This is a genomic window from Terriglobales bacterium (assembly GCA_035651655.1).
GTDB lineage: Bacteria > Acidobacteriota > Terriglobia > Terriglobales > Acidobacteriaceae > DASRFG01.
In genome coordinates, this window is record DASRFG010000017.1 from 51,818 (window position 1) to 77,524 (window position 25,707).

25 protein-coding genes are annotated in these 25,707 nt (G+C 56.1%); 9 read left to right on the forward strand and 16 right to left on the reverse strand.

The annotated features are described in order from the left end of the window. The 4 genes from coaD to VFA76_07335 all read right to left on the reverse strand — a co-directional run bounded on the left by coaD (position 1) and on the right by VFA76_07335 (position 3,532). Positions 1–525 (reverse strand): pantetheine-phosphate adenylyltransferase, encoded by a 525-nt coding sequence (gene coaD, locus VFA76_07320; GenBank protein ID HZR31647.1) that lies wholly within the window; start codon positions 523–525, stop codon positions 1–3. A gap of 318 nt (positions 526–843) precedes the next feature. Beyond that, positions 844–1,170: a GIY-YIG nuclease family protein gene (locus VFA76_07325; protein HZR31648.1), complete on the reverse strand. Its 327-nt coding sequence runs from the start codon at positions 1,168–1,170 to the stop codon at positions 844–846. Between the two features lie 120 nt (positions 1,171–1,290). Beyond that, positions 1,291–2,397 (reverse strand): recombinase RecA, encoded by a 1,107-nt coding sequence (recA, locus tag VFA76_07330; GenBank protein ID HZR31649.1) that lies wholly within the window; start codon positions 2,395–2,397, stop codon positions 1,291–1,293. A 379-nt stretch (positions 2,398–2,776) separates the two neighbouring features. After that, complete coding sequence (locus VFA76_07335) at positions 2,777–3,532, reverse strand: hypothetical protein (GenBank protein HZR31650.1); 756 nt, start codon at positions 3,530–3,532, stop codon at positions 2,777–2,779. A 502-nt stretch (positions 3,533–4,034) separates the two neighbouring features. Between VFA76_07335 and VFA76_07340 the strand changes: the two genes are divergently transcribed. Further along, positions 4,035–5,687: a carboxypeptidase-like regulatory domain-containing protein gene (locus tag VFA76_07340; GenBank protein HZR31651.1), complete on the forward strand. Its 1,653-nt coding sequence runs from the start codon at positions 4,035–4,037 to the stop codon at positions 5,685–5,687. Between the two features lie 226 nt (positions 5,688–5,913). Here VFA76_07340 and VFA76_07345 read toward each other — a convergent pair whose 3' ends face one another. Further along, positions 5,914–7,506 carry an FAD-dependent thymidylate synthase gene (locus tag VFA76_07345; GenBank protein ID HZR31652.1) on the reverse strand — a complete coding sequence of 531 codons (1,593 nt, stop codon included), beginning with the start codon at positions 7,504–7,506 and terminating at the stop codon, positions 5,914–5,916. Positions 7,507–7,783: 277 nt separating this feature from the next. Here VFA76_07345 and VFA76_07350 point away from each other — a divergent pair, with 277 nt between their 5' ends. Together VFA76_07350 and VFA76_07355 are read left to right on the forward strand one after the other, a co-directional pair. Continuing rightward, positions 7,784–9,406 (forward strand): hypothetical protein, encoded by a 1,623-nt coding sequence (locus tag VFA76_07350; protein ID HZR31653.1) that lies wholly within the window; start codon positions 7,784–7,786, stop codon positions 9,404–9,406. A 76-nt stretch (positions 9,407–9,482) separates the two neighbouring features. Beyond that, entirely contained in the window at positions 9,483–10,262 is a 780-nt protein-coding gene (locus VFA76_07355; GenBank protein HZR31654.1) for an SDR family NAD(P)-dependent oxidoreductase, read from the forward strand. Between the two features lie 75 nt (positions 10,263–10,337). Here VFA76_07355 and VFA76_07360 read toward each other — a convergent pair whose 3' ends face one another. From VFA76_07360 to VFA76_07370, 3 genes are all read right to left on the reverse strand, one after another. Further along, positions 10,338–11,180 (reverse strand): alpha/beta hydrolase, encoded by an 843-nt coding sequence (locus VFA76_07360; protein HZR31655.1) that lies wholly within the window; start codon positions 11,178–11,180, stop codon positions 10,338–10,340. Positions 11,181–11,240: 60 nt separating this feature from the next. Further along, the gene (locus tag VFA76_07365; GenBank protein ID HZR31656.1) at positions 11,241–12,764 is read right to left on the reverse strand and encodes a serine hydrolase; all 1,524 of its coding nucleotides are present in this window, start codon (positions 12,762–12,764) and stop codon (positions 11,241–11,243) included. Between the two features lie 105 nt (positions 12,765–12,869). After that, positions 12,870–13,397, reverse strand: a complete 528-nt coding sequence (locus VFA76_07370; GenBank protein ID HZR31657.1) for a putative metal-dependent hydrolase — start codon at positions 13,395–13,397, stop codon at positions 12,870–12,872. A gap of 85 nt (positions 13,398–13,482) precedes the next feature. On the opposite strand from VFA76_07370, the gene VFA76_07375 reads away from it, so the two are divergent. Continuing rightward, positions 13,483–13,950 carry a DinB family protein gene (locus VFA76_07375; protein HZR31658.1) on the forward strand — a complete coding sequence of 156 codons (468 nt, stop codon included), beginning with the start codon at positions 13,483–13,485 and terminating at the stop codon, positions 13,948–13,950. A gap of 6 nt (positions 13,951–13,956) precedes the next feature. Here VFA76_07375 and VFA76_07380 read toward each other — a convergent pair whose 3' ends face one another. After that, on the reverse strand, positions 13,957–14,985 hold the full coding sequence (locus VFA76_07380; GenBank protein ID HZR31659.1) for an SDR family oxidoreductase: 1,029 nt from the start codon (positions 14,983–14,985) through the stop codon (positions 13,957–13,959). A gap of 185 nt (positions 14,986–15,170) precedes the next feature. Here VFA76_07380 and VFA76_07385 point away from each other — a divergent pair, with 185 nt between their 5' ends. From VFA76_07385 to VFA76_07400, 4 genes are all read left to right on the forward strand, one after another. Next, entirely contained in the window at positions 15,171–15,320 is a 150-nt protein-coding gene (locus VFA76_07385) for a DUF5670 family protein (GenBank protein ID HZR31660.1), read from the forward strand. A 130-nt stretch (positions 15,321–15,450) separates the two neighbouring features. Next, complete coding sequence (locus VFA76_07390) at positions 15,451–16,671, forward strand: S41 family peptidase (protein ID HZR31661.1); 1,221 nt, start codon at positions 15,451–15,453, stop codon at positions 16,669–16,671. Between the two features lie 216 nt (positions 16,672–16,887). Beyond that, positions 16,888–17,781 carry an SDR family oxidoreductase gene (locus VFA76_07395; GenBank protein ID HZR31662.1) on the forward strand — a complete coding sequence of 298 codons (894 nt, stop codon included), beginning with the start codon at positions 16,888–16,890 and terminating at the stop codon, positions 17,779–17,781. 251 nt (positions 17,782–18,032) lie between these two features. Then, positions 18,033–19,064, forward strand: coding sequence for a hypothetical protein (locus VFA76_07400; protein HZR31663.1), 1,032 nt, complete (start codon positions 18,033–18,035; stop codon positions 19,062–19,064). Positions 19,065–19,133: 69 nt separating this feature from the next. On the opposite strand, the gene VFA76_07405 is transcribed toward VFA76_07400, so the two are convergent. Beyond that, a complete protein-coding gene (locus VFA76_07405) occupies positions 19,134–19,469 on the reverse strand; it encodes an antibiotic biosynthesis monooxygenase (protein HZR31664.1) in 336 nt (111 codons plus the stop codon). Positions 19,470–19,554: 85 nt separating this feature from the next. After that, positions 19,555–20,007 (reverse strand): hypothetical protein, encoded by a 453-nt coding sequence (locus VFA76_07410; GenBank protein ID HZR31665.1) that lies wholly within the window; start codon positions 20,005–20,007, stop codon positions 19,555–19,557. Positions 20,008–20,144: 137 nt separating this feature from the next. Between VFA76_07410 and VFA76_07415 the strand changes: the two genes are divergently transcribed. Further along, complete coding sequence (locus VFA76_07415) at positions 20,145–20,705, forward strand: DUF1697 domain-containing protein (protein HZR31666.1); 561 nt, start codon at positions 20,145–20,147, stop codon at positions 20,703–20,705. 9 nt (positions 20,706–20,714) lie between these two features. Here VFA76_07415 and VFA76_07420 read toward each other — a convergent pair whose 3' ends face one another. From VFA76_07420 to VFA76_07440, 5 genes are all read right to left on the reverse strand, one after another. Further along, complete coding sequence (locus VFA76_07420) at positions 20,715–21,206, reverse strand: DUF2721 domain-containing protein (protein ID HZR31667.1); 492 nt, start codon at positions 21,204–21,206, stop codon at positions 20,715–20,717. Between the two features lie 27 nt (positions 21,207–21,233). Further along, positions 21,234–23,030 (reverse strand): DUF885 domain-containing protein, encoded by a 1,797-nt coding sequence (locus VFA76_07425; GenBank protein ID HZR31668.1) that lies wholly within the window; start codon positions 23,028–23,030, stop codon positions 21,234–21,236. Positions 23,031–23,146: 116 nt separating this feature from the next. Next, positions 23,147–23,824, reverse strand: coding sequence for a zf-HC2 domain-containing protein (locus VFA76_07430; protein HZR31669.1), 678 nt, complete (start codon positions 23,822–23,824; stop codon positions 23,147–23,149). Next, a complete protein-coding gene (locus tag VFA76_07435) occupies positions 23,821–24,534 on the reverse strand; it encodes a sigma-70 family RNA polymerase sigma factor (protein ID HZR31670.1) in 714 nt (237 codons plus the stop codon). Before VFA76_07435 ends, VFA76_07430 begins: the two co-directional genes overlap by 4 nt. A gap of 246 nt (positions 24,535–24,780) precedes the next feature. Then, entirely contained in the window at positions 24,781–25,539 is a 759-nt protein-coding gene (locus tag VFA76_07440) for a hypothetical protein (protein HZR31671.1), read from the reverse strand. Positions 25,540–25,707: the final 168 nt, after the last annotated feature.

The window sequence follows — 25,707 nt, forward strand, 5'->3', positions numbered from 1 at the left end:
TCATCTCCCCGTTTTCTGTCTGCGTTCCCGCCGTTTGATGGCGGGGTGCAACTTCTTGCGTAATTTCTCTTCCACCATGTTGGGTACCAGGCCGCTTACGGAGCCACCCAAGGTCGCAATTTCCCTTACCAGGCGCGAGCTTAAGTAAGAATAAGCTTCGGCAGGCATCATGAACACAGTTTCCAACCGCGGCTCCAGCTTGCGGTTCATGAGTGCCATCTGCAGCTCGTATTCGTAGTCGCTTATCGCCCGGATGCCACGCAGTACGGCGCTGGCGTTCACCCTCATCGCGTAGTCAACCATCAGGCCGTCAAAGCTATCCACCCGGATATTAGCGTGACCCTTGGTCATTGCCCGGAGCATCTCCAGGCGCTCATCCAGACTGAACAGGGCCTCCTTTTCCGGATTGCGCAGGATGGCCACGATCAACTCGTCGAAAATCTTGCTGCCCCGCTCGATGAGATCCAGATGCCCGTTCGTGAGCGGGTCAAAAGAGCCCGGATAGATAGCAATGACCGGCTTCAATCGGCCTCAGCGAAGAAATTTCGTGAAAGTGGATTCTAAACTGAGCGGCGCGTAGCAGCAAAGCGAATTGGGTGGCCGCACTTGTAGAACGAACAAGACCTGGGTCCCTCGCTGCGCCGCTTCGCAGGCTCAGCGGTGCGACGCTCGGGATGACATTGGGAAGGGACGGATTTGGGAGACAGAAGGCTTGTCAGGACTGCTAGGCCTTTTGTGCTATTTCGCCATTCCCCCATAAATAGCTATTTCGCCATTTCCCCATAAATAAATGTCATCCCGAGCGTAGGGCGACTGAGCTTGCGAAGGAGCGCAGCGAGGGACCTAGGTTTTAAGCGAAGGACTGTAAACGTGCCCCACCTCCCATTCGCGGCTGAGGTCATCCCACCTTGGATTCATTGACTCCACTAGCGCAACGCGCTTGGCTCGAGTCCACGCTTTGATTTGCTTCTCTCGATCTATGGCCTTGCGGACATCAAGAAAAATCTCGTAGTACGCCAACCGGGAGATGTGGTACTTCGCGGTAAATCCGGGAATTTCTCTGTGCTTGTGCTCTGCGATTCGGCGATACAGGTCATTGGTAATTCCGGTGTACAGCGTACGGGAAGGATTGGTGACAATGTAGACGTAGTAGGACTTCCCTCCGGACACAAGCGTCCCTTCTGGGGAGAGAAAGACCTAGGTCCCTCGCTGCGCCGCTTCGCAAGCTCAGCGTTGCGACGCTCGGGATGACATTTTTTCCAACCCTACGCTCGGGATGACAACCCTAAGTTACCGTCTCGCCGATGGCATGGTGGCCACAGCACGGCTGGGTGGCGGAACAGGACCGCCCACGGCAACTTTTTCCGCACCGTTTGTGGGCTCTTTGGCCGGGTCTTTAATCAAACCCAGCGTCTTTCGCAGTTCAAGCTCGACCTTGGCAGTAATGTCTTTGTTCTCTTTTAAGAACGCACGCGCATTCTCCCGTCCCTGGCCGATGCGCTCGCCCTTATAGCTGAACCAGGAGCCGGACTTCTCCAGGATATTGTGGGCCACCGCGAGATCAATCAGATCCCCCTCGCGAGAGATTCCTTCGCCGTACATGATGTCGAACTCGCACTCGCGGAAGGGTGCCGCTACTTTGTTCTTTACGACCTTCACCTTCGTCCGCGAGCCCACGACCACATCGCCTTCTTTGATGGCGGCGATGCGCCGGATATCAATGCGCACCGAAGAATAAAACTTGAGCGCGCGCCCGCCGGTGGTGGTCTCGGGATTGCCAAACATGACGCCGATTTTTTCGCGAATCTGGTTGATGAAGATAAGGCAGGTGCGCGACTTGGAAACAATTCCGGTCAACTTGCGCAAAGCCTGCGACATCAGCCGGGCCTGCAGGCCCATGTGACTGTCGCCCATCTCGCCTTCCAGTTCAGCCTTAGGCACCAGGGCCGCCACCGAATCCACCACCAGCACGTCAATGGCGTTCGAGCGCACCAGCGCCTCGGCGATCTCCAGTGCTTGCTCCCCATAATCCGGTTGCGAGACCAGCAGATTGTCCACATCTACACCAAGTTTCTTGGCATAGATGGGATCCAGGGCATGCTCGGCGTCAACAAAAGCTGCCATGCCCCCGGTTTTCTGTGCTTCGGCGATCACCTGCAGCGCAATCGTGGTTTTGCCGGACGACTCCGGTCCGAAGATCTCTACCACCCGGCCGCGGGGAAAGCCGCCCACACCCAGAGCTGCGTCAAAAGAGATGGCGCCGGTGGGAATGATGGCAATAGGGACCACCGCCTCCTTGCTTCCCAGCCGCATGATCGAACCCTTGCCAAACTGCTTCTCAATCTGGGAAAGGGCCAGATCAATTGCCCGCACCTTCTCCGTCCGCTCATCGGCCATGATTGCTGCTCCTTGTGAGGTGGTGATTTAGGCGCATTATAAATCTGCTGCACAGCGAATAAAAAGCGAAATATGCATTCCGGCCATTGTTATTTTTGGCCCACTTTGGCACGGTTTGTGGAAAAGGGGGTCACCACCGAGACACAAAGGCAGGAGAATCGCGATCTTTTGGTGGTGACCTTTGGCATCGACTGACTAAGCCAGTTATACGGCCTTCACGGACTTGGCATGCTGGAAAGGGTTTTGAGGATAATCCATCTCTGGTGGAAACTCCGTAAGTCGCGGGCAGTCAGAGCCCCCTATTCGTGAGTTCGAGCTGATTCCGTGCGGGATTGTTCGGCCAATATTGAAGAGACTTGATCACTCAACTTGCTGCCGCTCACCGAACGTAAAGGCACCCATTCTGCCTTAACCACTTTGCAGGTTGAGAAGGCAAGAATTGGATGATGCTGACGGGAAGGCCTATAAATTGTGGGTCGTTCCTGGCACCAACTTCCATTAACGAATCAATAACCTTTACGCCGTCCATGTTAAAAAGCTCGTCATGAGACCGAACATAGGTTGCGGCGGCAGCTGACCCCATGACTCGTATGCACCACTCTCCCTGTTCACAAATACGCTCGACAGGTTTAGCGGTAACCTTCGTCCCGACAAAAGGAAAGTCCAAACTGTACACAGCAAATGTGGTGCTTGGGTAAGGCACAATTACAAGAGTCAGGATGCTTCTGTCATGTAAGAGGTAGTTGTAAAGCGCTCGGTCTTTACGTTTGATGAATGCCGCTTCTCTCTGCAGGGGGGCGATAAGTCGCGCACGAAGAGATTGTAGCAACTGCTCTGGTGTGCCGCTGTTGTTCGCGAGAGCTTTTTCCACAATTCTTTCGACATTGAAGCCGCTTATGTTGTCGCTATAGAGGCCCGTCGATGCAAAAAAAAGATTGTGGGACTGGTGGATTTTGCACGCTAGCTCGGCTCCGGGATTTTGCCCGATCCTGGAGTATCTACTATCTGCTCCAATGAGAATCATGTTGGGCGCAGAGAGCACAACAAGCTCCGTTGCGCTACCGCCGCAAGCCAACAGTACCAACAGTAAGGAGGCCTTAACCCTCGTCTTGATCATCTCAACGCAGGGTAGCATTCTCCTCCAAGGGCAACGCCAAGAATAGCAATTTTTGTTGGGGTGGGAATTACAAATTTAGAAGTAGCTGATGCAAGCAACTCGTTGAGTAGCAATCTCTTGCAGTAGAATGCCTAGCGCAAATTTTTCCACTATAATCATTGTTCCCGAAGAACATGCGCAAGGCGACAATAATTGCGGCCATCATAACGTCCGTTGCCCTGATTGTGGCGGCGCTGATAGGAATCTTTCCCTCCTTCCGGGATCACAAGATGATACCCGAATCCGTCGTTGTCGCTGGAATTGTGGTTAATCAAGATACGAATCAAGGTATAGGTCAAGCCATAATTACAATAGCAGGCCGAACCGAGCAGTACGTAACGGAGGACTCGGGGAACTTCAGGATTGATCTGCGCACAGCGTCAAAGCCTCTTCGCCTGCACGTCACTAAGAGCGGTTTTAAACCGGCTGACACCAGCGTAAACCCTCCCGCCGAAAGTCTAGTGCTACAGCTTCAGAAACAATGAGAAAGTATTCCCGAGCAGCGGTTGTGCTGTTTACCCTGGTGCTCCTAGTCTTTGCCGACGCTCAGGTGCAAAAGAGGCTGACAATGTCCGGCGTTGTCAGCGATCAGCAGTCCCACGCCCCAGTTGAGGGTGCTGCAATTACCCTTGTTGGAAATCAAGCCAATCTGGGTACGACCGATCGAGAAGGTTCCTTTGTCCTGAACCTATCTGTAGGGGTACAGGAAGGCAGCTCCGTTCGCATTCGCGTGGAAAAGGCCGGTTATAAGGTGTACGACAAGTGGGTAGCCGTCTCCACCACCATTCCACTTCAGGTTCCATTGGAGCCGCTATCACCGCGGGCCCCTGTCAAGCACACGGATAGCGCTCATTTCGGTGAAGTTAATATCAAGATGCCGAGAGATGGATGGATGGCTGAGTGGGGTGCCAAACCACCGAATGTAGTGCGCGTCGTGGCGAGAGCAGAGCCATTCCTTCCATATAGAGGGGCTGTCCATCTAATGTTGATATGCCGAGTAGTTGATAACACAATTGACGAGATGCAGGACACAGCAATTGAAAAGAGTGTCTTATTTTCTCCGACACAAGCGCAGTTTGAAATGGAGATGACGCTAAGTCAGTCTTTTCTACAGCGGGCCTCGACGCATGCCCCTCAGATGGCACATGTCTCTTTGGTCTTTCTGCCGAGAAATGCTAATCCGGCCAATATCCTGAAATTGGCCGATGTTGAACGTGTTGGCGGCTCGATCCTAATAACAAATGGTTTTGGTCTGGCATTGGCATCCCAAATCGAAAGGACAGGAAACATCAATCAGAGCGGAGGCGGAAACAATGCGGTAATCGGCAATGGCAATGTGGTTGGGAATACGCTAAATCTGCCTGGGCCCGTCGCTCCGAACGACCCTATTTTCCCCAACAGCATCGACTTGCAGGTGGCCGAATGGATGATTCAAGAAACAAAGAAGATAAACGATAAGGAGCACGAATGCCAGTACACACGGCGTCGGGAACTTGACGCAGGTGCCAGCGGGGAGGGCGCTAAATTTTCCTTTTGGAGCGAGATAAGGGAATGCTGTGCCGCAGAGACTCAAAAGTTACATGACTCGATCTTGAATCGCCTTCCGTCTGCGAAGGAAGGTGAGGGTGAGTTCAGTTATGAGCAGCACTTCAAAAGGAATCTCCGTCCCGACCAAACACCGAGTGAGTGTGGCGTAGCACTGTGGGTGACAGAGTATCTGGAAAGAATGGGAAAAAAACTAAAACTACAAGTCGCTCCACGGCCCGACCCGAAAGAACTTCGATTCTCGGAAGGACAAGTACCTGCCAATGACAAAGGCCTTTCCTATGCGATGGTGGCTACGATTCAGACTGATACGAGGTTGCCACCCGGGTACATTGTCGTGGAACTTGACACTATGGAGGACCTCGCGAGTACAGGATGTGACCTATGCGAGAGGGAACCGTTTATTCCCAACAATCGAGACCCGGATAATACAGAACTCACAGAGTACATCGCACAGTTGTCGCAACGCCGGGTATTGGGAGGAGTTTGGAAACTGCAAAAGAGTTTTACGCCTGACAACCCATTTCATTTTGGTGCTGAGGGGAGTAAGCCAGTTCACGTGAAGAAAGTGATGTTCTTTGCAGAATAGCCACTAATCCGTTCGCAATTGCTTCGCCATACAATGACAGCAATCCCAGGAGCGGGTGCATTCCGCGTTCTAAAGACTATATTCTTTGATCCCGTACGTATTTGGGCCCGAGAAACAACGCGCTCACCCTCCCGAACATTTTCCTCTGAAAACTCAAATTTCAAATTTCCAGCGGGCGGTACATAGAATATCTCGAATTTCTCTGTGACTCTGTGGTGAATTCGGTTTAGCGCTTGAGCAAATCCACGGGCTCTTGAACATCTTTCACGCGGAAGTATTTCGTTAGCGCGGGGTATTTACTCGCAACTTCCTCGAACATGGCGTAAGCCACTTTGCGATAGGAGACGTGGCCGGCAGGTGTGGTACGCAATTCTGCAATGTACAGCGCTTCCGCAAAATCCATCTTGAACAACGTCCGTTTACGGTAGGCCAACGGGACCAGGTATTCCGCCTCCGGCGATTCCGCCACCCCGTTGCCACTTGCCTTGGACATCACAGACGTGATCTGGCCGGCGGCATCGGTCACGTTTTTCATAACCCCCTGGTAGCGGCCAGTAAGGCCTGCGGCCTCAATTTCCGGTGGCATGTCGAAACCATGGGCAAAGGTAAAGCCTTGCATGATCTGGACGCAGCGGCGGTGACGATGCATGTCACGGAACCCGCCAATATCCATAAGGATGTCGAAGCGGAACCGCTGTCCCGCGGCAAACGGGCGCAGCAGCTCGTCATGCGGCCCACGGTGCCGCAGGCCTAGATCAATCAGCTCCTGGCGCCTCGCCCCACTTAGCGGCTCTACTTGAGCGCGAATTTGCCGGTAAGGATAGTTGCAATACTCATATAGGAGGGTTGTAGCCAGTTCGACTTCCAGGGGATCGTCGTCGAGTAATTCGACCGAGCGCACCGGATCAACCGGTGCGTTCCTCATCAACTCGACTGCCGCCTTACGAAGCTCGCGACGGGTTTCAACCTCATAGTTATTTGGGTCAGCGTACTTCACCAAGGTGGGCGCCACGCGTACCGGCTTGAGTAGCTCCGCAGCAGCACGATCGCCAAGCTCCGAATCAAGGGAGCGGATTTGCTCCACCAGCGCCCTCCACGTCTCCTGGTTGACGTTGTAAGCCGGATTCAATGCCGCCTCTTTCAGCAACCCGCCAAGCCGCCGCACCTCAGGGTGCGTATGCGAGAGCAGGCGCGCAACCTGCGACTCCAGAGTGCGGGCATTCACGATCTCGCCCAACGACGTGTTGGTCGCCAATGGCAGCAGATACCGTGACACATCGAAAGCGCGGGCACGCAGGGTGCGCTCGTATGCCTCGGGCTTCATCTCCGGGGGGCGAGGAGTTATATCGCGAAGGTGTTCAAAGGTCTGGTTGGAAAAAAAGTCGTACTCCGCGAAAAGCTTGTCCATGGCCTCACGGTACAGCCGCACCGCTTCCGCATTGCCACCAAATTCGGGGACGTAGTAGCCGCTCTTGCGAAAATCCTGATAACGGGTGGAGCGCTCCTGCCCGTCCCATCGTTGCTCGTCAACCAGCGCGATCGCCGCCAGAATGGAAAGCCGTTCAACCGCCAAAGCGATATGGGCCAGATCGGCAATGGACCGGTGCCCATACTGGAAGTAAAAGGTGTTGAGGAATTTTTCTGCCTTCTGCTGGCTGATCTCGCGCAGCGACTCCTTCATGGAAAGCGCGGAGCGCGAGTATTTGGCCATCGCATAGGCCTGCACTTCGGGCTCGGCGCCATGCACCGCATAAACTTCGGTGGAAGTTGCGGGCTCCGGACGAGGAACTTCCGGGGATGGTTTAGCGGGCTCAGACATGGGGAAATCGAATACTACTTCGGCCTGAGCGTGGGCGCAAATGTTCGGGTGTACACCTTTATAAGAAATTCAAAGGTCCACCGCCCACAACTGCGCCAGCGATGCCTGCAGCGCCGCCGCCTCCCGACGGCAGCGATCTCTGATTTTTTCCTGGCAGCAATATAAATCCGCCTGCACCCAACCAGTGCCGGCGGATTTTTTGGGACTAGCTGCACCTGCGTGTGCTGCCAGCTGGGCGTGCGACTAATTAGTCCTTATATATAATGCGTTCCTCTTGATGGCGTCTCACAAGGGAAACCAACCTCAGGCTGTCAGATTAGGACTCGTCTTCCTGGGCGCGTTTCTGATCTTTTCAGTAGCTTTGTGGCTGACCCGACCAGATAACCGTTGGAACCTGGTTCAGAACTTCGCGATGCTGTTCTTCGTGACCGTTCTGTTGTCCCAACTGCTTTTCCGAGAACAAGCTGCTCAAGAAATTTCGTCTTCAGAGGGGAACGACAAGCCCGGATTGCTTTTGGCATTGGGAATGGGCGCTCTCGTCTATCTCCCGGCGTTGTCCGTGTATTTCGTCAGTGACGATTTCGTCCACCTGCAAAAAGCCAGCGCGCCCTTGCTGCGCATTATCCGGGAGCAGTTTACGCAAGGTCAGGTTGAACCCTCCGGTTATCACCTGTTCTTTCGCCCGCTCGGGTTCGCGAGTTTAGCATTGGACTACCGGCTGTGGCACACCTGGGCGCCGGGGCATCATCTGGTCAACATTCTTTTACATCTCTGCGTCATCGCTGGCATTTTTTTCTTTTGCCGCGCGCTGGAGCTTCCCACAAGCTTCGCTACCACGGCGGCTTTGCTGTTCGCTGTTTTGCCGATCAATGTTCAGGCAGTCACATATATTGCGGCCCGTTTCGACATGCTGGCGACCGCCCTCACAGTCTGGGCACTGGTGTTCTACGCGCGATTTCGGATACGCGGCCTGAAAACCGCCTATGGCTTCGCCCTGGGATTGTTCCTGCTTGCCACTTGCGCGAAGGAAAGCGCCTATGTGCTTCCTTTCCTGCTTCTATTGGTTGAATTTTTCTTGCTGCGGCGATTACACCTAAAACCAGTTTTGGGATTCGTAGCCGTGGCCGCATTGAGCTTTCTTTATCGCCTTCACACCTTGCAAGGGATTGGCGGATACCAGATGGCTGGCGGCTCCACCGCCGCATTGACGATCGGACGCAAGACCTTGACCGCATTGTTCGTGCGCGCGCCGAGCGAGGCTTTGCTGGGCTACAACTGGTTCGCGCCCAGCGCAAATCGATTTGTGCTGCTGGCGGCTGCTACCACAGCTTTGCTCTTCGCCATGGCAACCACGGTCAAGGTGCCCGCGGACATGCGCCGCTACATTTGGTTCAGCCTGTGCTGGCTCATAATTACGCCGTTGCCGGCGCATTCGCTGCTGTGGAACCGAGATGAATCCCTGCTGCTTTCGCGGGTCATTTACCTGCCGGCGATTGGAGTGGCCTTGTTGCTGGCCACAATGCTGCAGGGGATTTCAGAGCGCCGCCTGCGCCAAGTCTTAACCGGTGCGCTCACAGTGCTCTTCATATTGGGACTGTCACATAACCTCTCAGCCTGGCGCGCCAATTCGCGCATTACTAGAGAACTCCTCGCCGATCTCAAGAGGATCGATCCCTCTCCGCCTGCAGGCGCCGAGTTTGTAATACTGGGCCTGCCAGACCAAGTTTACGGAGTTCGTTTCTTCTACAACGGCCTCACCGACGCGGTGCAACTCGACTATGGCCGTAGCGATTTGACAGCGCGCCGCTCCGCGACGATTGCTCCGTCTTCCGCCCGGCCGGTCATCAACCTGCAATGGTCCGGCGGAAACGAGGGTCGACTGCTTCGAGCAAGTCCGTAACGGCGTAATCCGCGCCGATTGCAAACCGTCTGGTGACACTAGCGCGCCCCACTGGTTCGACGCCCGCAACCCACTTATGGGAATATCTCTGCCTATGCGATTGGCGGGCAAGGTAGTGCTTATTACCGGCGGAACTTCCGGCATGGGCCGGGCCACAGCATTGCTTTTCGCGCGCGAGGGAGCACAGGTGTCAATCACCGGCCGCAACCAGGAGCGCGGACGCGATGTGGTGGATGAAATCTGCAAGCTTGGCGGGCAAGCATCGTTCACGCTCTGTGACGTGCGTTTTGCCGCCCAGTGCCGAAGGGCGATAGTTGAAACCCTGCGGGTCTTCGGCAGAATTGACGTGCTGTTCAACAATGCCGGCGTCTACTACCCAAACACTGCTTTGGAGTGCAGCGAAGAAGAATGGGACCTCACCATGGACATCAACCTGAAAGGCGCATTCCTGATGTCAAAGTTTGTTTTGCCGGGCATGATCGCCCAGGGCAGCGGCGTCATCATCAATAACAGCTCGGGGTGGGGCTTGGTGGGCGGCGACAGAGCCGTCTCTTACTGCGCATCCAAAGGGGGCATGGTTCTCATGACGAAAGCCATGGCGGTTGACCATGGCCGGCAGGGAATTCGGGTGAATTGCATTTGTCCTGGTGATGTGGAAACGCCCATGCTCCCGGAAGACGCCAGGCAGCGCGGAATGCGGCTGGAAGATTACATGGCGGGCGCCGCCAACCGCCCCATGGGAAGAGTAGGCACTGCCGACGAAATCGCTAAAGCCGCCCTCTTCCTGGCTTCTGACGATTCCTCTTTTATGACCGGAGCCACACTGGTAGTAGACGGCGGCGGCACCGCCGACTAAATAGTCTAGCTATCCCCATTCCTGTAACGGAGTGGTCCGGCCTTCCGGAAAAGTGAAAGGCCGGGCCACTCGTCATTACGCGGCTACTCTCGCTTCAGCTTTGAGAAACGCGAGCAGGTCGGTGTTAATCGTGGCGGCCTCAGTCGTGGGCATGCCGTGAGGAAAGCCCTTGTAGGTTTTCAATGTGCTATTCCTCAGCAACTTTGCCGACAACGGTGCGGAATCGGCATAAGGCACGATCTGATCGTCATCGCCATGCATTACCAGGACTGGAACTGTGATCTTCTTTAGATCTTCGGTGAAGTCCGTTTGGGAGAAGGCGACAATGCCGTCATAGTGCGCCTTGGCTCCTCCCATCATTCCCTGACGCCACCAATTCCAGATCACCGCCTGGGATGGTTTCGCGCCAGGCCGGTTGTAGCCATAGAACGGTCCCGCCGGCAAATCGTAGTAGAACTGAGCCCTGTTGGCGGCGAGTTGTGCCTGGAGGTCGTCAAACACGGCCTTAGGCAGCCCGCCTGGATTGGCCGCAGTCTTCACCATTAACGGTGGGACCGCGCTGAGGATCGCCGCTTTTGCGACGCGGTCTTGTCCGTGTCGCGCTATGTAGTGCACAACTTCACCACCGCCAGTCGAGTGGCCGACGTGGATCGCGTCCTTGAGGTCAAGATGTGCGGTCAGCGCCGCCAGATCGTCGGCGTAATGGTCCATGTCATGGCCCTCAGCGGTTTGCGAGGAGCGGCCATGTCCGCGCCGGTCGTGGGCTATAACGCGATAGCCGTGCTTGAGGAAGAACAACATTTGCGTGTCCCAATCGTCGGCTGAAAGCGGCCAGCCATGTGAGAAAACAATCGGCTGCCCGGATCCCCAGTCTTTGTAGTAAATCGTGGTGCCATCTTTGACTGTAATCGTGCTCATATATTTTCTCCTTTTGTCTTGGAGATGTTGAAGAGAATCTCCGAGGTTTAGACGCAACGCTCATTTGCTGGGAGGAACTGCTTTCATCAGCAACGCAAGAGACTTCTTGAAGCTCTTCTCGCCTTCTTCCGCGCCTTTGAAGTGCCCTAGCCGCACCACGACGAGGTCGTGAGAGGGAATAATCATAGTCGTCTGCCCGCCAGCGCCTGACATGAAGTAAGCGCTCCTCGGCACCGGGTATGAGAGGTCGCCGTTGATCCAGAAGAAGCCGCCGTAGACCGGGTTATGGTCGGCGACCCAGGCCGGCGCCAGCGTGCTGACGAACTTCACGAATCCTTCGGGCAGGATTCGCTCTCCCTTCCAGACTCCGTCCTCAAGATACAGATTCCCCAGACGCGCCCAATCGCGTGCCGACGCGAACTCATATCCCTGCATGAGAAAGTTGCCGAATGGGTCGGTCTCCACGACCATAGTGCGCATGCCGAGCTTGTCGAATAATGCACGCCGAGGGAATGAAAGATACTGCTCGCCACGCTTCTCCACTGCCAGCCGGATCAGATAGTTGGTCAAGACCGGGTCAGTGTTGCGATAACGCCCCACTTTCCCCGGCAGCCATTGCAGCGGCCGGGTGGCCGCGTAGTGGAACGAGTCCACGCCGCCCGTGTAAAGATACAAGTGGTCGGCATACGTGCCGTTGGGATCATAATCGGGATCCAGGGGCGCTTTGATGCGAAGTCCGCTCGACATGTGCAGCAGATCAGCAATCCGGATCTCAGAGCGCAGGTCATTCCCTTCTTGCCACTCCGGGATGGGCGCCGGCTGCCACAGTTCGTAGGCGCCCTGCTGGATCAGCACACCCATCAGCGTGGCAGTGACGCTCTTGCCCATAGACCAACTCTCGAGCGGCGTCTGTGGCGTGATCCCCGGCGCGTATCGCTCGGCAATCAGCCGTCCCCGCCAAGTCACCACATAGGCCGCCGTCTTCGCCTCCGGCGGCGCGAAAGCCGCATCCACCGCTTCCTTTAATTTCGCCACGTCGAGCTCGCGGGGAGGTGGTCCACTCGGCAGCAGGTCGCCCATGGGCCAGGCCTGCTCCGAAGCATTCGGCAAACTGCTCTGAAGCTTCACCGGCTTGAAGCTGACCGAGTCCTTTCCTAATGGAAGAGACACGCAACCTTGATCCCCGAGGTAGACGGCGGTGCGGGTCACCCCGTTCGGCAGGGCGACTCTCACCTGTTTGTGCTCCCGGTCAACGACCGGCTTGCCAAGCCTTGCCCGCACATCGTATGGCGCAGTGAAGTAGCCGACATTCTCCGCGGCGAACTCGGGATCGAGTCCGGTGATGAACACCGCGGAACACATCACTTTGGCGAACCCGCCGGCATGGTGTACGAGCGCATCCCCGGGCGGAGCAACGTACGGAGTGTTCAGCTCCAGCGCCTTTGCGCGCGCAATCAGCGCCGCAGGGCGCGGGGCTACGTCCGCCGCAGATGGCGCCGGTTTGGCGGCTCCGGTTGTGAACTGTTGAGTCTGGGCACCAGTGACGACGAATGCCAACAAGAATGTCTTTAGCAATGCTCGCATCGGATACCTTCTCCTGGTTTCGGGCGCGCTCCATCTCACCATTGAACCAGAAAATGCAGACAGCCCTTGGGACCCAGCCATTGCCGTTATTGCCTTCGCGAAGCTCTAATTCCAGCCCTTGCGTGCGCGTAGCGAAGTCACGTGAGCCGTGTGATGACGTCCGTGCCAGGCGTACATCGCCAAGGTCGTATCCAGATCCATCAAGCCGAGCTCGGGATGGCGAAAGGTGCGCTTCCAGTCCGCCGGTTTTAGGGAACGCAACAGGCAATTCCATCTTTGCTGCAGCGATTCCAGAAGGACGAGCGAGACCTCCGGCGGAGTGCCGCGAACGTCGCCCAAATTGGCCCACAATTCCTCATGGTAGGGCTTAATGGTTGGTTCATCCTCAGTGAGCGCCAGCTTGAACCGAATGAAGGCATTCATGTGACTGTCGGGCACGTGATGCAGCACTTGGCGGACCGTCCAGCCGTCCGGCCGATAAGGTGTGTCCAGTTGCTGCTCGGATAGTCCCTTCACCGCTGCCCGCAGGTTTGCCGGAGCTTCCTCGATTTGGTCAAGCAAGCGCTCGCGTTCTTCTGGCAAAATACTCTTTGGGGGGACAAACTTTCCGATGGGATACCTCAGGTCTGCCATGTTTCCTCTCCATGCTTATCAGACTGTGCGACCCTGACCCGTTCACCACATCAGACAAGCTGAGCACAGGAAGAGTTGCAAAAATATGCCGCTAGCACCCTCATTGCAAGCCCGGCTCGAAACCCAACTTGACTCGCTCGATTTGGCCTTGGCCGGGGCCAATGAGACCACGCTGCGGCAGCGTCCACCTTCAGGTAAGTGGTCGGCGTACGAAAATCTGGCGCACCTGGTCCGTCATCATGCGTCAACCATGTACCGTTTGCAGCTTATTTTGAAGGAAAACCGCCCAACTCTGCCCAGCTATCGCGCGGACAGCGACCCCGAATGGACGGCAACAGTCGCCTTGCCGAGCGCAGAATTGCTCAAAAAGTTAAGAGGGCTTCGCCAACAATTTATCGAAATGGCGGGGCGACTCTCATCGGAGCAGTTGGCCCGTGTGGGCATTCACCCGGCCTTCGGGGCGCTCTCAGTTTCCCAGTGGATTGATTTCTTTCTGATCCACGAGGCGCACCATCTCTACGTGATCATGAACCGCCGCCTAGGGCGCGATTGAGTCAGATCACGCCGCTTTCCCCAGATCGCGTCCGCGCCGGCGTGCCAGCATCGCCAGGGCGAGTGCGGCTGGGGCGGTTATGCCTACTGCGGTGAGGACCTTGCCTAGGCCCGAGCCGGACTCTCTCCAGCCGCCGTGAATCTCAGTCCCCGATTCCATTGGCTTAAACAGTGCGCCCGAGCTGTCGCGCGCCGACTTGCGGTCGCTAATGAGCTTGTGGACTTGGCGTGCCATATAGCGCTCCGTCAGTCTTGGCATCAGTTTGCCGCTGATCCGCCCCACCTTTCCGCGACGGCCGACAACAACTTCGGGACGCGGGTTCAGGGCGAGATCAACAATCGTATCAATCACCTGCTCAGGGTCATAAACGGGCGGAATCGGCTCCACTGGATGCCCGCTGTGGTTCGCGGCATGTTCAAAAAAGGGAGTATCCATAGAGGTCGGCATTACGGTGCAAACATATATTGCGTCCTCCCGGTTGGCTTCCAGTTCCTGGCGCAGGCTCATGCCCAGCCCACGAACCCCGTGTTTAGAAGCAACATAGGAAGCGTAATACGGTGATGAACCCTCTGCCAGGTAGGAAGCAACGTTGATGAGAGTGCCGTCGCCCTGCTCACGAAACTGGCGTACAGCGTAATAGGACCCATACATTGCGCCCAGCAGGTTGGTGGCAATTACCTGCTCATGCTCTTCCATCGGGACTTCATCAAAGCGTCCAATCGTGGCCACGCCAGCGTTATTTACCCAAACGTCAATCCGGCCGAATTCCTCCACCGCCCGGCGCGCCAGCTTTCTGACCTCGTCACGGTCGGTGACGTCCGCATCCACAGCAATGGCCTGGACTCCCAGCGATTGACACTCCCCAGCCAGGTCCCGGAGAAGACGTTTACGCCTGGCGGCGAGCACGAGGTGTGCTCCAGAATCGGCAAACTTTAGGGCCGCTCCCTTGCCAAACCCGCTGGATGCTCCGGTGATGACGACGACGCGATCGCGCAGGCTTTTGTGGTCTGCCCCATAGTTGTGAATATGACTCATAACTCCCTCCCGCCAGAAAGATGGAGGCCCTGGCAGTCGAGATGTCTGCAAATCTCCTCGAAAGCCGGTTGCGGACAACACCATGAACAATAAGCGAATCTCTTGCATGTGCCGTGGCAAGAGCCATATGTCGAGATGGCAGCCCAGTGTTGACGCCGCAAATTTAGGCGGGAACGGATGAATCCATGCTGTGGGCGTTGGTGGCGATCCTTTTTGTGCTGTGGGTGCTCGGGCTGGGACTGAACTTCAGCGGAGGACTGATCACCTACCTGCTGTTGATTTCGCTGGCCGCCTTGTTATTAAAACACTTACGACGTAATCGCCTTGCTCCCTGACCTGTCACTTCCCAAGAGTGTTACTGCGGGGGCACAAATCCAGAAGCTAGTCTAGGGGCCGCGGCATCAAACGGGTATAATTGAGACATTCCGGCGCAAGGAATAGTCCATCCTCAACAAGTGAGCTTCGATGTCCAATAGACTTAAAGCAACCATCCTGAGTATTTCTCTGGCATTGGTCGTGTTCGTAGCGGCAGGCGGCCTGGTGGTGCGCGCTTCCAGCAATGACGGCGCTTACCGGCAGCTCGGCGTTTATAGCGAAGTTCTTTCACGCATTCGCAGTGAATACGTGGAAGAGCCCAACATTCCGCAGGTGACCGATGGCGCCCTTCACGGGCTGCTTGAGTCGCTGGATGCGAATTCCAGCTACTTGAACCCGCAGCAATATAAGGAATACAAGGCCCACAAGAAAGAAGGCAAAGGTGACATCGGCGCAGCAATCTCTAAGCGCTATGGCTATGCCGCAGTCATTGCAGTCGTTCCGGGTGGACCAGCTGACAAAGCTGGCCTCGAAGGCTCGGACATCATTGAGGCCATCGAAACCAAGAGTACGCGCGACATGTCCTTAGCCGAAGTCCGCGACATCCTTGCCGGGCCTCCCGGATCTACCATCAGCGTCTCAGTAGTGCGCGCGCGCCGCGCCGAACCGCAGAAAGTGACCCTCACGCGCGAGATCGTGAACTTGCCCCCGGTAAGTGACAAGCTGTTGCAGGACGGAATTGGCTACATCAAGGTCAGCGTCATCAACAAGGGCAAGGCGCAGGAGATCGCTAACGACCTGAAGACCCTGCAACGTGATGGGGCCAAGAAACTGATCCTCGATCTACGTGACAGCGCTGATGGAGACGAAGCCGAAGGCGTCGCAATCGCCAATTTGTTTTTGAATCATGGAGTCATTACCTACCTGCAAGGTCAGAAGTATCCTCGCGAGACTTTTAATGCTGACCCGCAGAAGGCACTCACCAACCTACCGTTAGTGGTGCTGGTCAACCGCGGCACGGCAGGTGCGGCCGAAGTAGTGGCGGGCTCGGTCCTGGAGAATGCCCGCGGCGACGTTGTCGGGGACAAGACCTTCGGCGCGGGATCCATCCAGAAGCTGATTGAGATTCCCGACGGTTCGGCCCTGATTCTTTCTATAGCGAAGTACTACACCCCGAGCGGCAAAGCTATTCAGGACGCAGCCATCACCCCCAACATTCTGGTGGCAGACGCTAATCAGGACGCGGTATTGCCGGACGAAGACGGAAACGCCTTACCGCGCGATGAAGAGAAGAAAATCGAAAAACAGCAGGAAGACGAACAGTTGAACAAAGCCATTGACGTCCTGCGCAGCCGGCAAGCCAAGAACTAGATTCTGTCATTTCGAACAGTCGTCATTCCGACATATCCCTGCAACTGTCTCTGAAGAGCGGGCCGGCGCGAAAACACGCGCGGATACGATCGCTGCGGACGCCGTCCACTCCACCAATGGGTTGATAACCATTCGGCGATTTTGAGCGATATTGCTTGACATCAGCGGCTCCAGAGTTCATCTTTTGCTGCGCCAAGCAGGCCAGGGGTAGTCACAATGAACTCACAAAAGGTGGTCCTTATAACCGGGAGCAGCAGCGGTTTCGGCCGAGTGATTGCTGAGACCTTGGCGCGGAAAGGCTATCGCGTATTCGCCTCAATGCGGGATTCCAACACTAAAAACGCAGCGCGTCGCGAGCAGCTGCTGCAATTGGCCTCGAGCGAGAAGCTGGCGCTTAGCGTGGTGGACCTCGACGTTACCGATGAACGCTCCGTCGAGCGTGCCGTCGCCGAAGTGATTGCGGATGCGGGAAGAATCGATGTTTTGATCAACAACGCGGGCTACGCACTATGGGGACTGACGGAGGCATTCACGCTCGAGCAGGCGCAGCGCATCTTCGACACGAATTTCTTCGGAGTGGTGCGCATGAACCGCTGCGTGCTGCCGCACCTGCGACGCCAACGTTCGGGACTTATTATTCACGTCTCAAGCGGGGCAGGCCGCGCCGTCTTACCGGGCATGGGCCTCTACACGGCAACGAAATTCGCGCTCGAGGCTCTTGCTGAAAGCTATCGGTACGAGCTCTCGCAGCAGGGCGTCGATTCCATCAGCTTGGAGCCGGGACCCTTTGCGACCGAGATCTTCGGTAAGACCGAGCCTGCCGCCGACGTGGCGAGGTCCGCTGAGTACGGCGAAACCGCGAAGGTGCCGCAATCGGTATTCTCAGCCATCGTGTCTTCTGCGGTGCCGGTACAAGAAGTTGCGGACCTAGTCGCCAAATTGATCGAAACACCGGCAGGCCACCGCCCAATGCGGACTCTTATCGGACCAATCGTTGGCGCTCTGCAACCTATCAATGACACGGCTGGCCAAATTCAACGCGAGATCCTGACCTCCATGGGCATGGGGAACCTGCTGACCGTGACAAGTGCGAAGTCAGAGGCTGCGTAAAAGGGGGACCGCACGCCCCTCAGCGACTAAAGCCGTCAGTTCAAAAGATGCTTGTGGCACGGCTGGAATCCCCGCCCTCGTGAGCTAACTGCCCACATCTTCCCCCGGGCAGATGCCTTAGACACTCTCTCAAAATCCAGGGTCACTCAAATCATCAATCCTGAGGCCTTTCTCTGATGGGAAACGCCTCGTCGCTCTGTTATTCCTCTCCTCCACCTTAAAAACCAGCTGGAACTGCGAGGTAGAGGTTTATGCGAAGCGCACTAAAATTAATCGGTTATGTCTTTTTGGCGGCCTGCCCAGGCTTCGCCTCTATCAACGTGGCGGCGAAGGCTTCGGGAGCAAGCTCCCCCATCGCGTTGGCGGCAACAGCCAGCTCAAGCAATGCGATTACCGGCTGGACTATTTATGTGGATTCAAGCCTCGTCTTCCGGCAGAACACCTCTGCCACCAGCATCAGCCAGTCCGTCAGCATGAGTACTGGAACCCACACGGTAGTAATGAAAGCATGGGACGCTACCGGTGCGAATGGTAGCGCGTCACTGACGGTAAACGTGGCCGGATCAGGAGGTGGTGGCGGAGTCGGCGGAGGTGGGTTGATTCCTAGTCCTCCTTCGAGCGCGCAAGTTTATAGCAACGTTGACGAGATGAGCGGCTGGCATGGCTGCAGCGCATGTGCGAACGGCACAACCGGAATCTTTTGGTTCAAGCAGGGTGTCACCAACCCAGCAATTGACGGTAAGTCAATGCAGACCTACCTCAAGGGTGGATACAATCTATGGGCCGATAACCTGTTCGTGCGCAAATTTGGAAACCAGAATTGGGCCAACCACGTCATCTGGAGCATTACCTTCCAGTGGAACGCTCCTAAAACCAAACAACCGAACGGCCGTTACGTCGCCCAAGCGATGGAATTTGATGCCTACTTTTCAACCCACGGCTTCAAATATCTGTGGGGCACGCAGTGCGACTACGGCGGCGGCCATTGGGACATCTGGAACAATACCAAACACTATTGGCAGCACACGGCGGTAGCGTGCCAGAAATGGGCGCCGGGAACCTGGCACACGGTCAAGTGGTATTTGGAGCGCGATCCTAACAAGAAATATCTGCATTACGCAGTGCTGCAAGTTGACGGCACCCAATACAACATCAACACCTGGCTGCCTGCCGTGGCCACGAGTTGGGGTGACGACTTCGGCATCCAGTTTGAGCAGGACACGGACCTTTATGGCGATCCCTGGTACATGTGGGCAGATAAAATCCACGCAACCATCTGGTAGAGAGCTAGCTCGGGAATCTCTCCAGACCGTCGCAATAATGAACACTGTAAGACCTGCGCTCTGACTTCATCATGACACGATGGAGGAGAGTCCTGTGGCTTGGTGCATAGCGGCGATCTCGTAGTGTAACGATTTCGGGTCATAACGGGACAAGTATTTGCGTCTCTCTTCGGGAATGATTGCTGTCTCGTAGTCAGGCCCGGCGACCGCGCGGATGGCATCAATAGAATCCCACAGCATGATGGTGATGAATTCGGTCTCGTCACCAGCCGCTCTGCGCAGCAAATAGCTTCCCCGATAACCCTTGGCTTTGCTGATGCCGGGAAGAAGTTCAGGCTTCAGCATGGACTCATACGCGTCAGCGTGTTCGGGCTTGGTGTATCCATGCCAAACTCTCGCGATCACAATAATCTCCTAAGCAAAACGGCAGGATTGTACAACAGCGGGATGGGGCTATGGGCTGGCTTCTTATTGGGAGAACGACGGAAAGCTAACTTACGACAACGCCGGCCGGAAAGGCTGGTTTGGGTTTCAGCGAAAGAGTTCCCGCCAGTAGCATTCCACGAAGAATGGAAATGATCTTTGCGCGATCGTTGCGCTTGGCGACGGCGTTCACGAAAGGCGGCAACGGCGCCCATTGATTGCAGTCTTCAACACTCATGACGATGGCAGTGCCGGGGCTTACCAACCGCAACTGCTCGGGAACGGACCATTCATCCACGGCCAAGAAGTCCTGATCGATCAGAACAACGTCAGGTTCGTAAGCCGCGCAAAGGGAAATGCAGTGCGCTGAGGAATCGGCCAGGAGCACCGAAAATCCCGCCTTGCCAGCCGACTGAGAAAGAGAAATCAGACGTGAATTTACAGCGTCCGCCAAAAGAACTGTGCCTTGATACGGTTTTTGTCTTCGAACTCTAGTGCGGGTATCTTTTACTCGCGGCATGGACCACAAACCTGGACAAGCAATTGTAGCTGGAACACGGCTAGAGGAACAGCACAAATATCAATTGGACGAGGTGTAAAGTTTTGCCATTTTGAACCAAACAAGTCCCACCGGGCTACGGTGATAGGATTTCCTGCATGCAGAAGTCCACGGACAAAATGACGTACGTAGGCTTGCTTCGCGGGATCAACGTCGCGGGACACGGCACGGTCAAGATGGAGGAGCTCCGCAAAGCCTGCCTCGGCATGGGCTTCGATGAGGTGAGAACTTACTTGCAGAGCGGAAACATGATTTTCAAAGCGCCCGCCGATACGCCAGCGCAATTGTCAGACAAGATCAAAGAAATGCTTCTGCGGAAGTTCCGTCTTGCGGTCACTGTCATCGTGAAAACACCGGAGGAATTGTTGCACATAATCGAGAGAAATCCGTTTTTGAAGCAACGCGGCATTGATGCTTCCAAACTTCACGTGACTTTCTTGGCACGTGTCCCGGAGGACGCGGCCTTGAAATCGCTTCAGCGGTTGAGTGCAGCTCCCGATCAGTTCCGCTGTTCAGGCAAGGACATTTACTTGTACTGTCCGGATGGCTATGGCAGGAGCAAATTGTCCAATAACGCATTCGAGAAGCTGCTTGCCGTCAGCGCAACCACACGCAATTGGAACACCGTGACCAAGTTGCACGAATTAAGCGGAGTTTAACGCAGCATGCTACCGACGCGCTCCCCCGGCGAGCTTGGCTTCTTCCGTCAAACCCTGAACTGCAAGTCTGGTCTCACGAACCATTAATGTGCACCCGGTAGCGAGGCCGAGCACCGCTGCGATCCCTGTCAATAAGTTGAGAGTGACCGCTATCTTAAACGTTATTTGGCTACCGTAATAGGCCACGATGGAACCGAGCACTGAGACGAGTGCTGCGGAGGCGAACAAACCTAGAGAAGCATAGACAGCCCTCAACGCCCTTACTAAGAGCTGGGCCCGCACTTGAAGACCATCCAGTTGCGCCGACCACGCGTTGTGCTCTGCCCCGCCGGGTTCGAGGTTAGCGAGATGTGAGGCGACCACGCGGGTGCGGTCCACCACTCGTGCCAAGCGATTGCTCGTCCCCAGCGCCAGCACCGAAGAGGCGTTGGTAAGGATGGCTGGGGCCACAACCGCGGTCAGTATAGCGAACGGGTTATTTCCCGGAATGGTGACTTGCATTGGGATTTCCGTCCTTTTCAGCCAGGCTTACGGCGTTTCTGCGGGCAGCACAATTCCTTCCAGCAAAGGCAGCGGCAGCGCACCTTCATCCAGCACTTTGTTATGGAACTCAAGATCTCTGAACTTGTCTCCCGCGCGTTGCTGGTACTTGTGCCGCAGCTCAAGCCAGCGCCGCATACCCACGTAGTAAGTTGGGAGCTGCACCGAGGTGAGTTTGGCTCGGCGCAGTTTGCCTTCAGCTTCGGCCTGGGTCTGGAAGGCGTCGCGAGTCATGAGCTCCAGCGCCTGCTGGTCGGTCATGCCCATAGTCTGCATGCGGACATCCAGAATGGCGTTCGAAATTACGCGCAGCCTGATCTTGCGCATCACCAGGCGGAAGCGCGGATCGTTATCGTCGAATCCCGCATCCATCATGATTTGCGCGATGTATTCTGCCCACCCTTCGATGTATGGGCCATTGCCGAAGAGCGCGCGCAGCAACCGGCGGGTGAGCGGCTGGACATTGTCCGCATGTTCAAACTGGATGTAGTGGCCGGGCAGAGCCTCATGAATGGTCAGCCACTGCAGCGCCCAACGGTTGTATTCACGCAATTTGGACTCGGCTTTGGCCTCTGGAACGCTGGGGTCGATCGGAGTCACCCAGTACTGCGCTTCCGCATTCGGCTCGAGGGGCGGTGGATTGTGAAAGCCCGCGACCGAGTAAACGCCGCGCATAAACGGCGGTGTGGGAATGATTTTCAAATTCTCGCGGTCACTCAGCGAAACGATCTTCTTCTCGCGGATAAACTGCTTAATTCCTTCAACCTCGCGCTGCACCGCCTCCAGCAGTTGATCGCGCTGGGCATGCTCCAGGGAAATCTTGTCCAATACTTCGCCAATAATTTTGTTCTCGCGCTCCCTGCCGTTGAGGTCGGAATGATCGCTGTGGCCCGGGTAAAGCTCCTTGTGCATAGGAATGGCAATGCTGAGCATTTCAGCCCGGACCTCCCGCAGGTCGTGTTCGGCATCCGCCAGCACCTGTTCGGGAGTAAGGTCCACTTCCATGAGATAACGGAATTTCTGGTCGTAGAAATTCTTGCCGAGTCGCCAAGCGCCCTCTGGCGAGGGACGCTTAGCAAGGCCGTCGTTCAGCCAGCGCGAGAAGTTGCGCAAAGATTCGAGGGCAGGAGGCGCTACTTTCTGATATTCGGCGAACAATGGTGATTTGTCGGGAATCTGCTTGCGCACCATGTTCTCAATCAGATCAATGTTGCCGTCGTTCTCTTCCACGGCGGTGTTGATAAACACGGGGTCGGACGAGACCAGATTCTGTTTTGCCTGTTCGATGGCACGCGGAATCTGGCGCACGCGTGACAGCACGTGACTCATGCGAATTTCCTGCGAGGCATAATCCTGGGTCATGGGCAGGAAAAGCGCATTGCCGATGAGCTCCACGTAGATCGTCGGCTGGTGGCGGTAACTCTGAATGTGCTCCAGCTCGAGCAGGTTGTAGGAAACCTGGTCATCAATCATGTGCCAGTCAGCTTGGTCTTCTAGTGAGAGGGTCGTGGGGGGGAACTGCTTGCGAAAGCGATCGCGCCACGCTTCATAAAACTTTGCTTGGCGGTTGAAGGCGGCGGGACTCAGGTCGTCGAGTTCGGCATCGAGGGCGATGGTTTTGCCGGTACGAGAATCTTTGTGCTGGTGATAGCCGGCTTGGGATGCGGTCACCGGCGAGAGCGCTAGCGATTCCTTGATGAACTGATCAGCAAGCGCGGAGAAGCGTGGATTGTCAGCGCGTGGTTGGCGATTGGAGGCGATCTGGGCCATGAGGCCGACGGACACAAGTGTTAACAACAAGAGTATGCGGATAGAAAACATGGCCTCCGAGTATAAACCGGCCTGTGATGGTAAAGATGCGAAGGACGATTGCAGGCGATCGCCCCGACCGGGGGAGGTGTTTACCCCTTGACGTTGATCTTGGAAAAGGAGAGCACCGCGCGTCCCGTGGTGGGACGGCCGAGAGCGGTCGCTGGCCGGAACACGGTGAAGATCAGCGCATTGTTGAGTTGCGGTAAAAAGTTTTCTTCATCCCGCGGCCCGGAGATGATCCGGTAGTCCTCCACGCGGCCCTTGGCATCCACGTAAGCCTCGACCACCACCGAATCAGCGCTGATGGAACCCACACCTAGTCCAAATCCGGACGACTGCAATTCCGGAGGCGTGTGCAAAAGCGTCGGTAGTGGCACGTCGGCCCGAGATGCCTCGAGTTGCGCCGGTATAGCCAAGGAGCCCATCAGCAGCCCAAATACAATGACCGCCGCCGCTGCGCCAGCTGTCGCAGGTACCATGAAAGCATCCAAAGCATTTTCCAAACGCACGCGAAGTCCCTGGAAAAGGGGCTGACGTACCGCCGCCGCTTCCTGGGAAATGGCCACTCGCAAGCGCAATGCCAGGTCGGCTGGGGCTTTCTTTCGGCCCAGAGAATTCAACAGGCTTTGCGACTCAATCAACATCGAATACTCTCGGCTGCAAACCGCACAGGTGTTGAGGTGTCCGCTGACGGCGTGCATCTCACGGCCGGTGACCGCACCATCAAGGTACGGTGAAAATAACGTCTTGGCTTGGGCGCAGTTCATGAAGTCACCTCAAGCTCTCCGCCGGCGGCCAACCGATGATCGGATGTGGTCTCGCGCTGGTTGGGCGCGCGCAACCCAAGTTGTGGTCCTACTTGCCGGATGTATTCCGCTAAACGCTGCTTTAGCGCTTCGCGTCCGCGCGTCAGGCGGGACTTGACGGTCCCCAATGTCACTTCAGTGATCTCGGCAATTTCCTCGTACGACATCTCTTCCAGGTCGCGCAAGATCAGCGTAGTGCGAAACGGCTCTGGAACATGCTTGAGCTCTTCTTCAATATGGGCGCGAACTTCCTGGTGCACCGCGCTGTCAAAGGGCGAGTCACCCTTATCCACTAGGCGCTCGCGCGGGGCCAACACGTGGATCTGATCACTGTCGTATTCCGGACCTTCCATAGAGGTCTCACGCGACTTGTGCCGAAACCACCAACGCTTACGGTTGGAGGCTTCGTGCAGCGCGATGCGATAAATCCAGGTCTTCAAGCTCGACTCCCCGTGAAAATTCTTCATGCCCCGGAACACCTTTAAAAAGACTTCCTGTACCGTATCCGCCGCATCCGAGGGATCGTTCACCATGCGATACACAAGGCTATAAATGGGCTGGTGGTATTGACCGATGAGCCAGGCGTAGGCGTCCTCAGATCCGGCCTTTAGTTCGGCCACAATACTGGCTTCTTCCGCCGGAATTCCAATCGCGCTTGCGAGATCACTCAAGGTAACTGCTCCCGCCAAAGACCTTATGGCGTACCTTAACATTATAGGATCTCGGGGCCACAACTTTCAGCTGCCGGCCATTACGGGCGACTCCACCGCTACTTACCCTAGTAAACATAGACCCCGGCGAGGCCTCCAGAGTTCCCGAGCAAAGTTGTTGAAAACGTTGTTTTTATAGGTACCAAGGTAATATGGGAATCTGCTGCCGACCTGGGAAAGTGCCAAGGCGTTGCCGTAGAAAGAGGATTATTGCTGAGGCGTTGCCGGCTTCGCATTCGGCTGGGCACCGGGTTGATTCTCGGCCGCGCTGGTCGTTGGCTTCTTCTTGCGAACGTGCTTCTTCACCGGCGGTGGCTCGTTATCATCAACGATCACTTTCTTCGGTGCTCCTGCGGGAGCCGCTGCGGCCTGGGCAGCGCGAAGTTCGTTGCGCAGTTGTGAGATTTCCGCCTGCTTATTGCTGGCAAGATTTTCCAGACGATCGGCGAAGCCGCGGCGCAAACGCTCGAAGTTGTTCACATCTTCGGAAAGCGCCTGATAGTCGCTTTTAGACCCAAAAGCGCCGGTAGATTCCGTAAGCGAACTCAGCACGTCGTAGAGTGCGTCCAAAGTGCGGTAAAGCTTGAAGCTGGCGGGCAGGTCTTCGGGCGCCGCACGGACCGCGGAAATCATCCCCGGAAATGCGGTCTGGAGATTACGAATCACGGATTGTGCATTGGCTTCGGCCTGCTGCTTGGTGTCACTGTCGGCCTTCCATTTGTTAATGCGCACCTTGCCGAGATCGGCAACGGTGGACTGTGCGGTGGAGTCTAGTTGCCCCAACAGCGCATTGACCTCGTTCATGGATGCATAGGAGACCGGGCCTTGCGCTCTGGTCTGGCCGGCCGGGGCGCTGGCAGGGGGCGGCGCGGATTGTTCTTGCGCGGCCCTCGCGAGCGGGCAGAGCCCCAGCGCGAGCCCACCCAATTGCAGCGCAATTCTCTTTACAGTGAGGTTGCTGAGCATACTTCCATTCTCCGTGGCGCGCGCAAGACCGGACAAGACGTGCCGCCTATCACAGCAGGATAAATCCTTTGCCATCATTTGGGAAAGCGGGGACGGCAGATTGACTATCCCGAACTCGTGGGCGAGAATGAATTAGGGGCTTTGCCTATCCCACCAGCCCCATTCGAT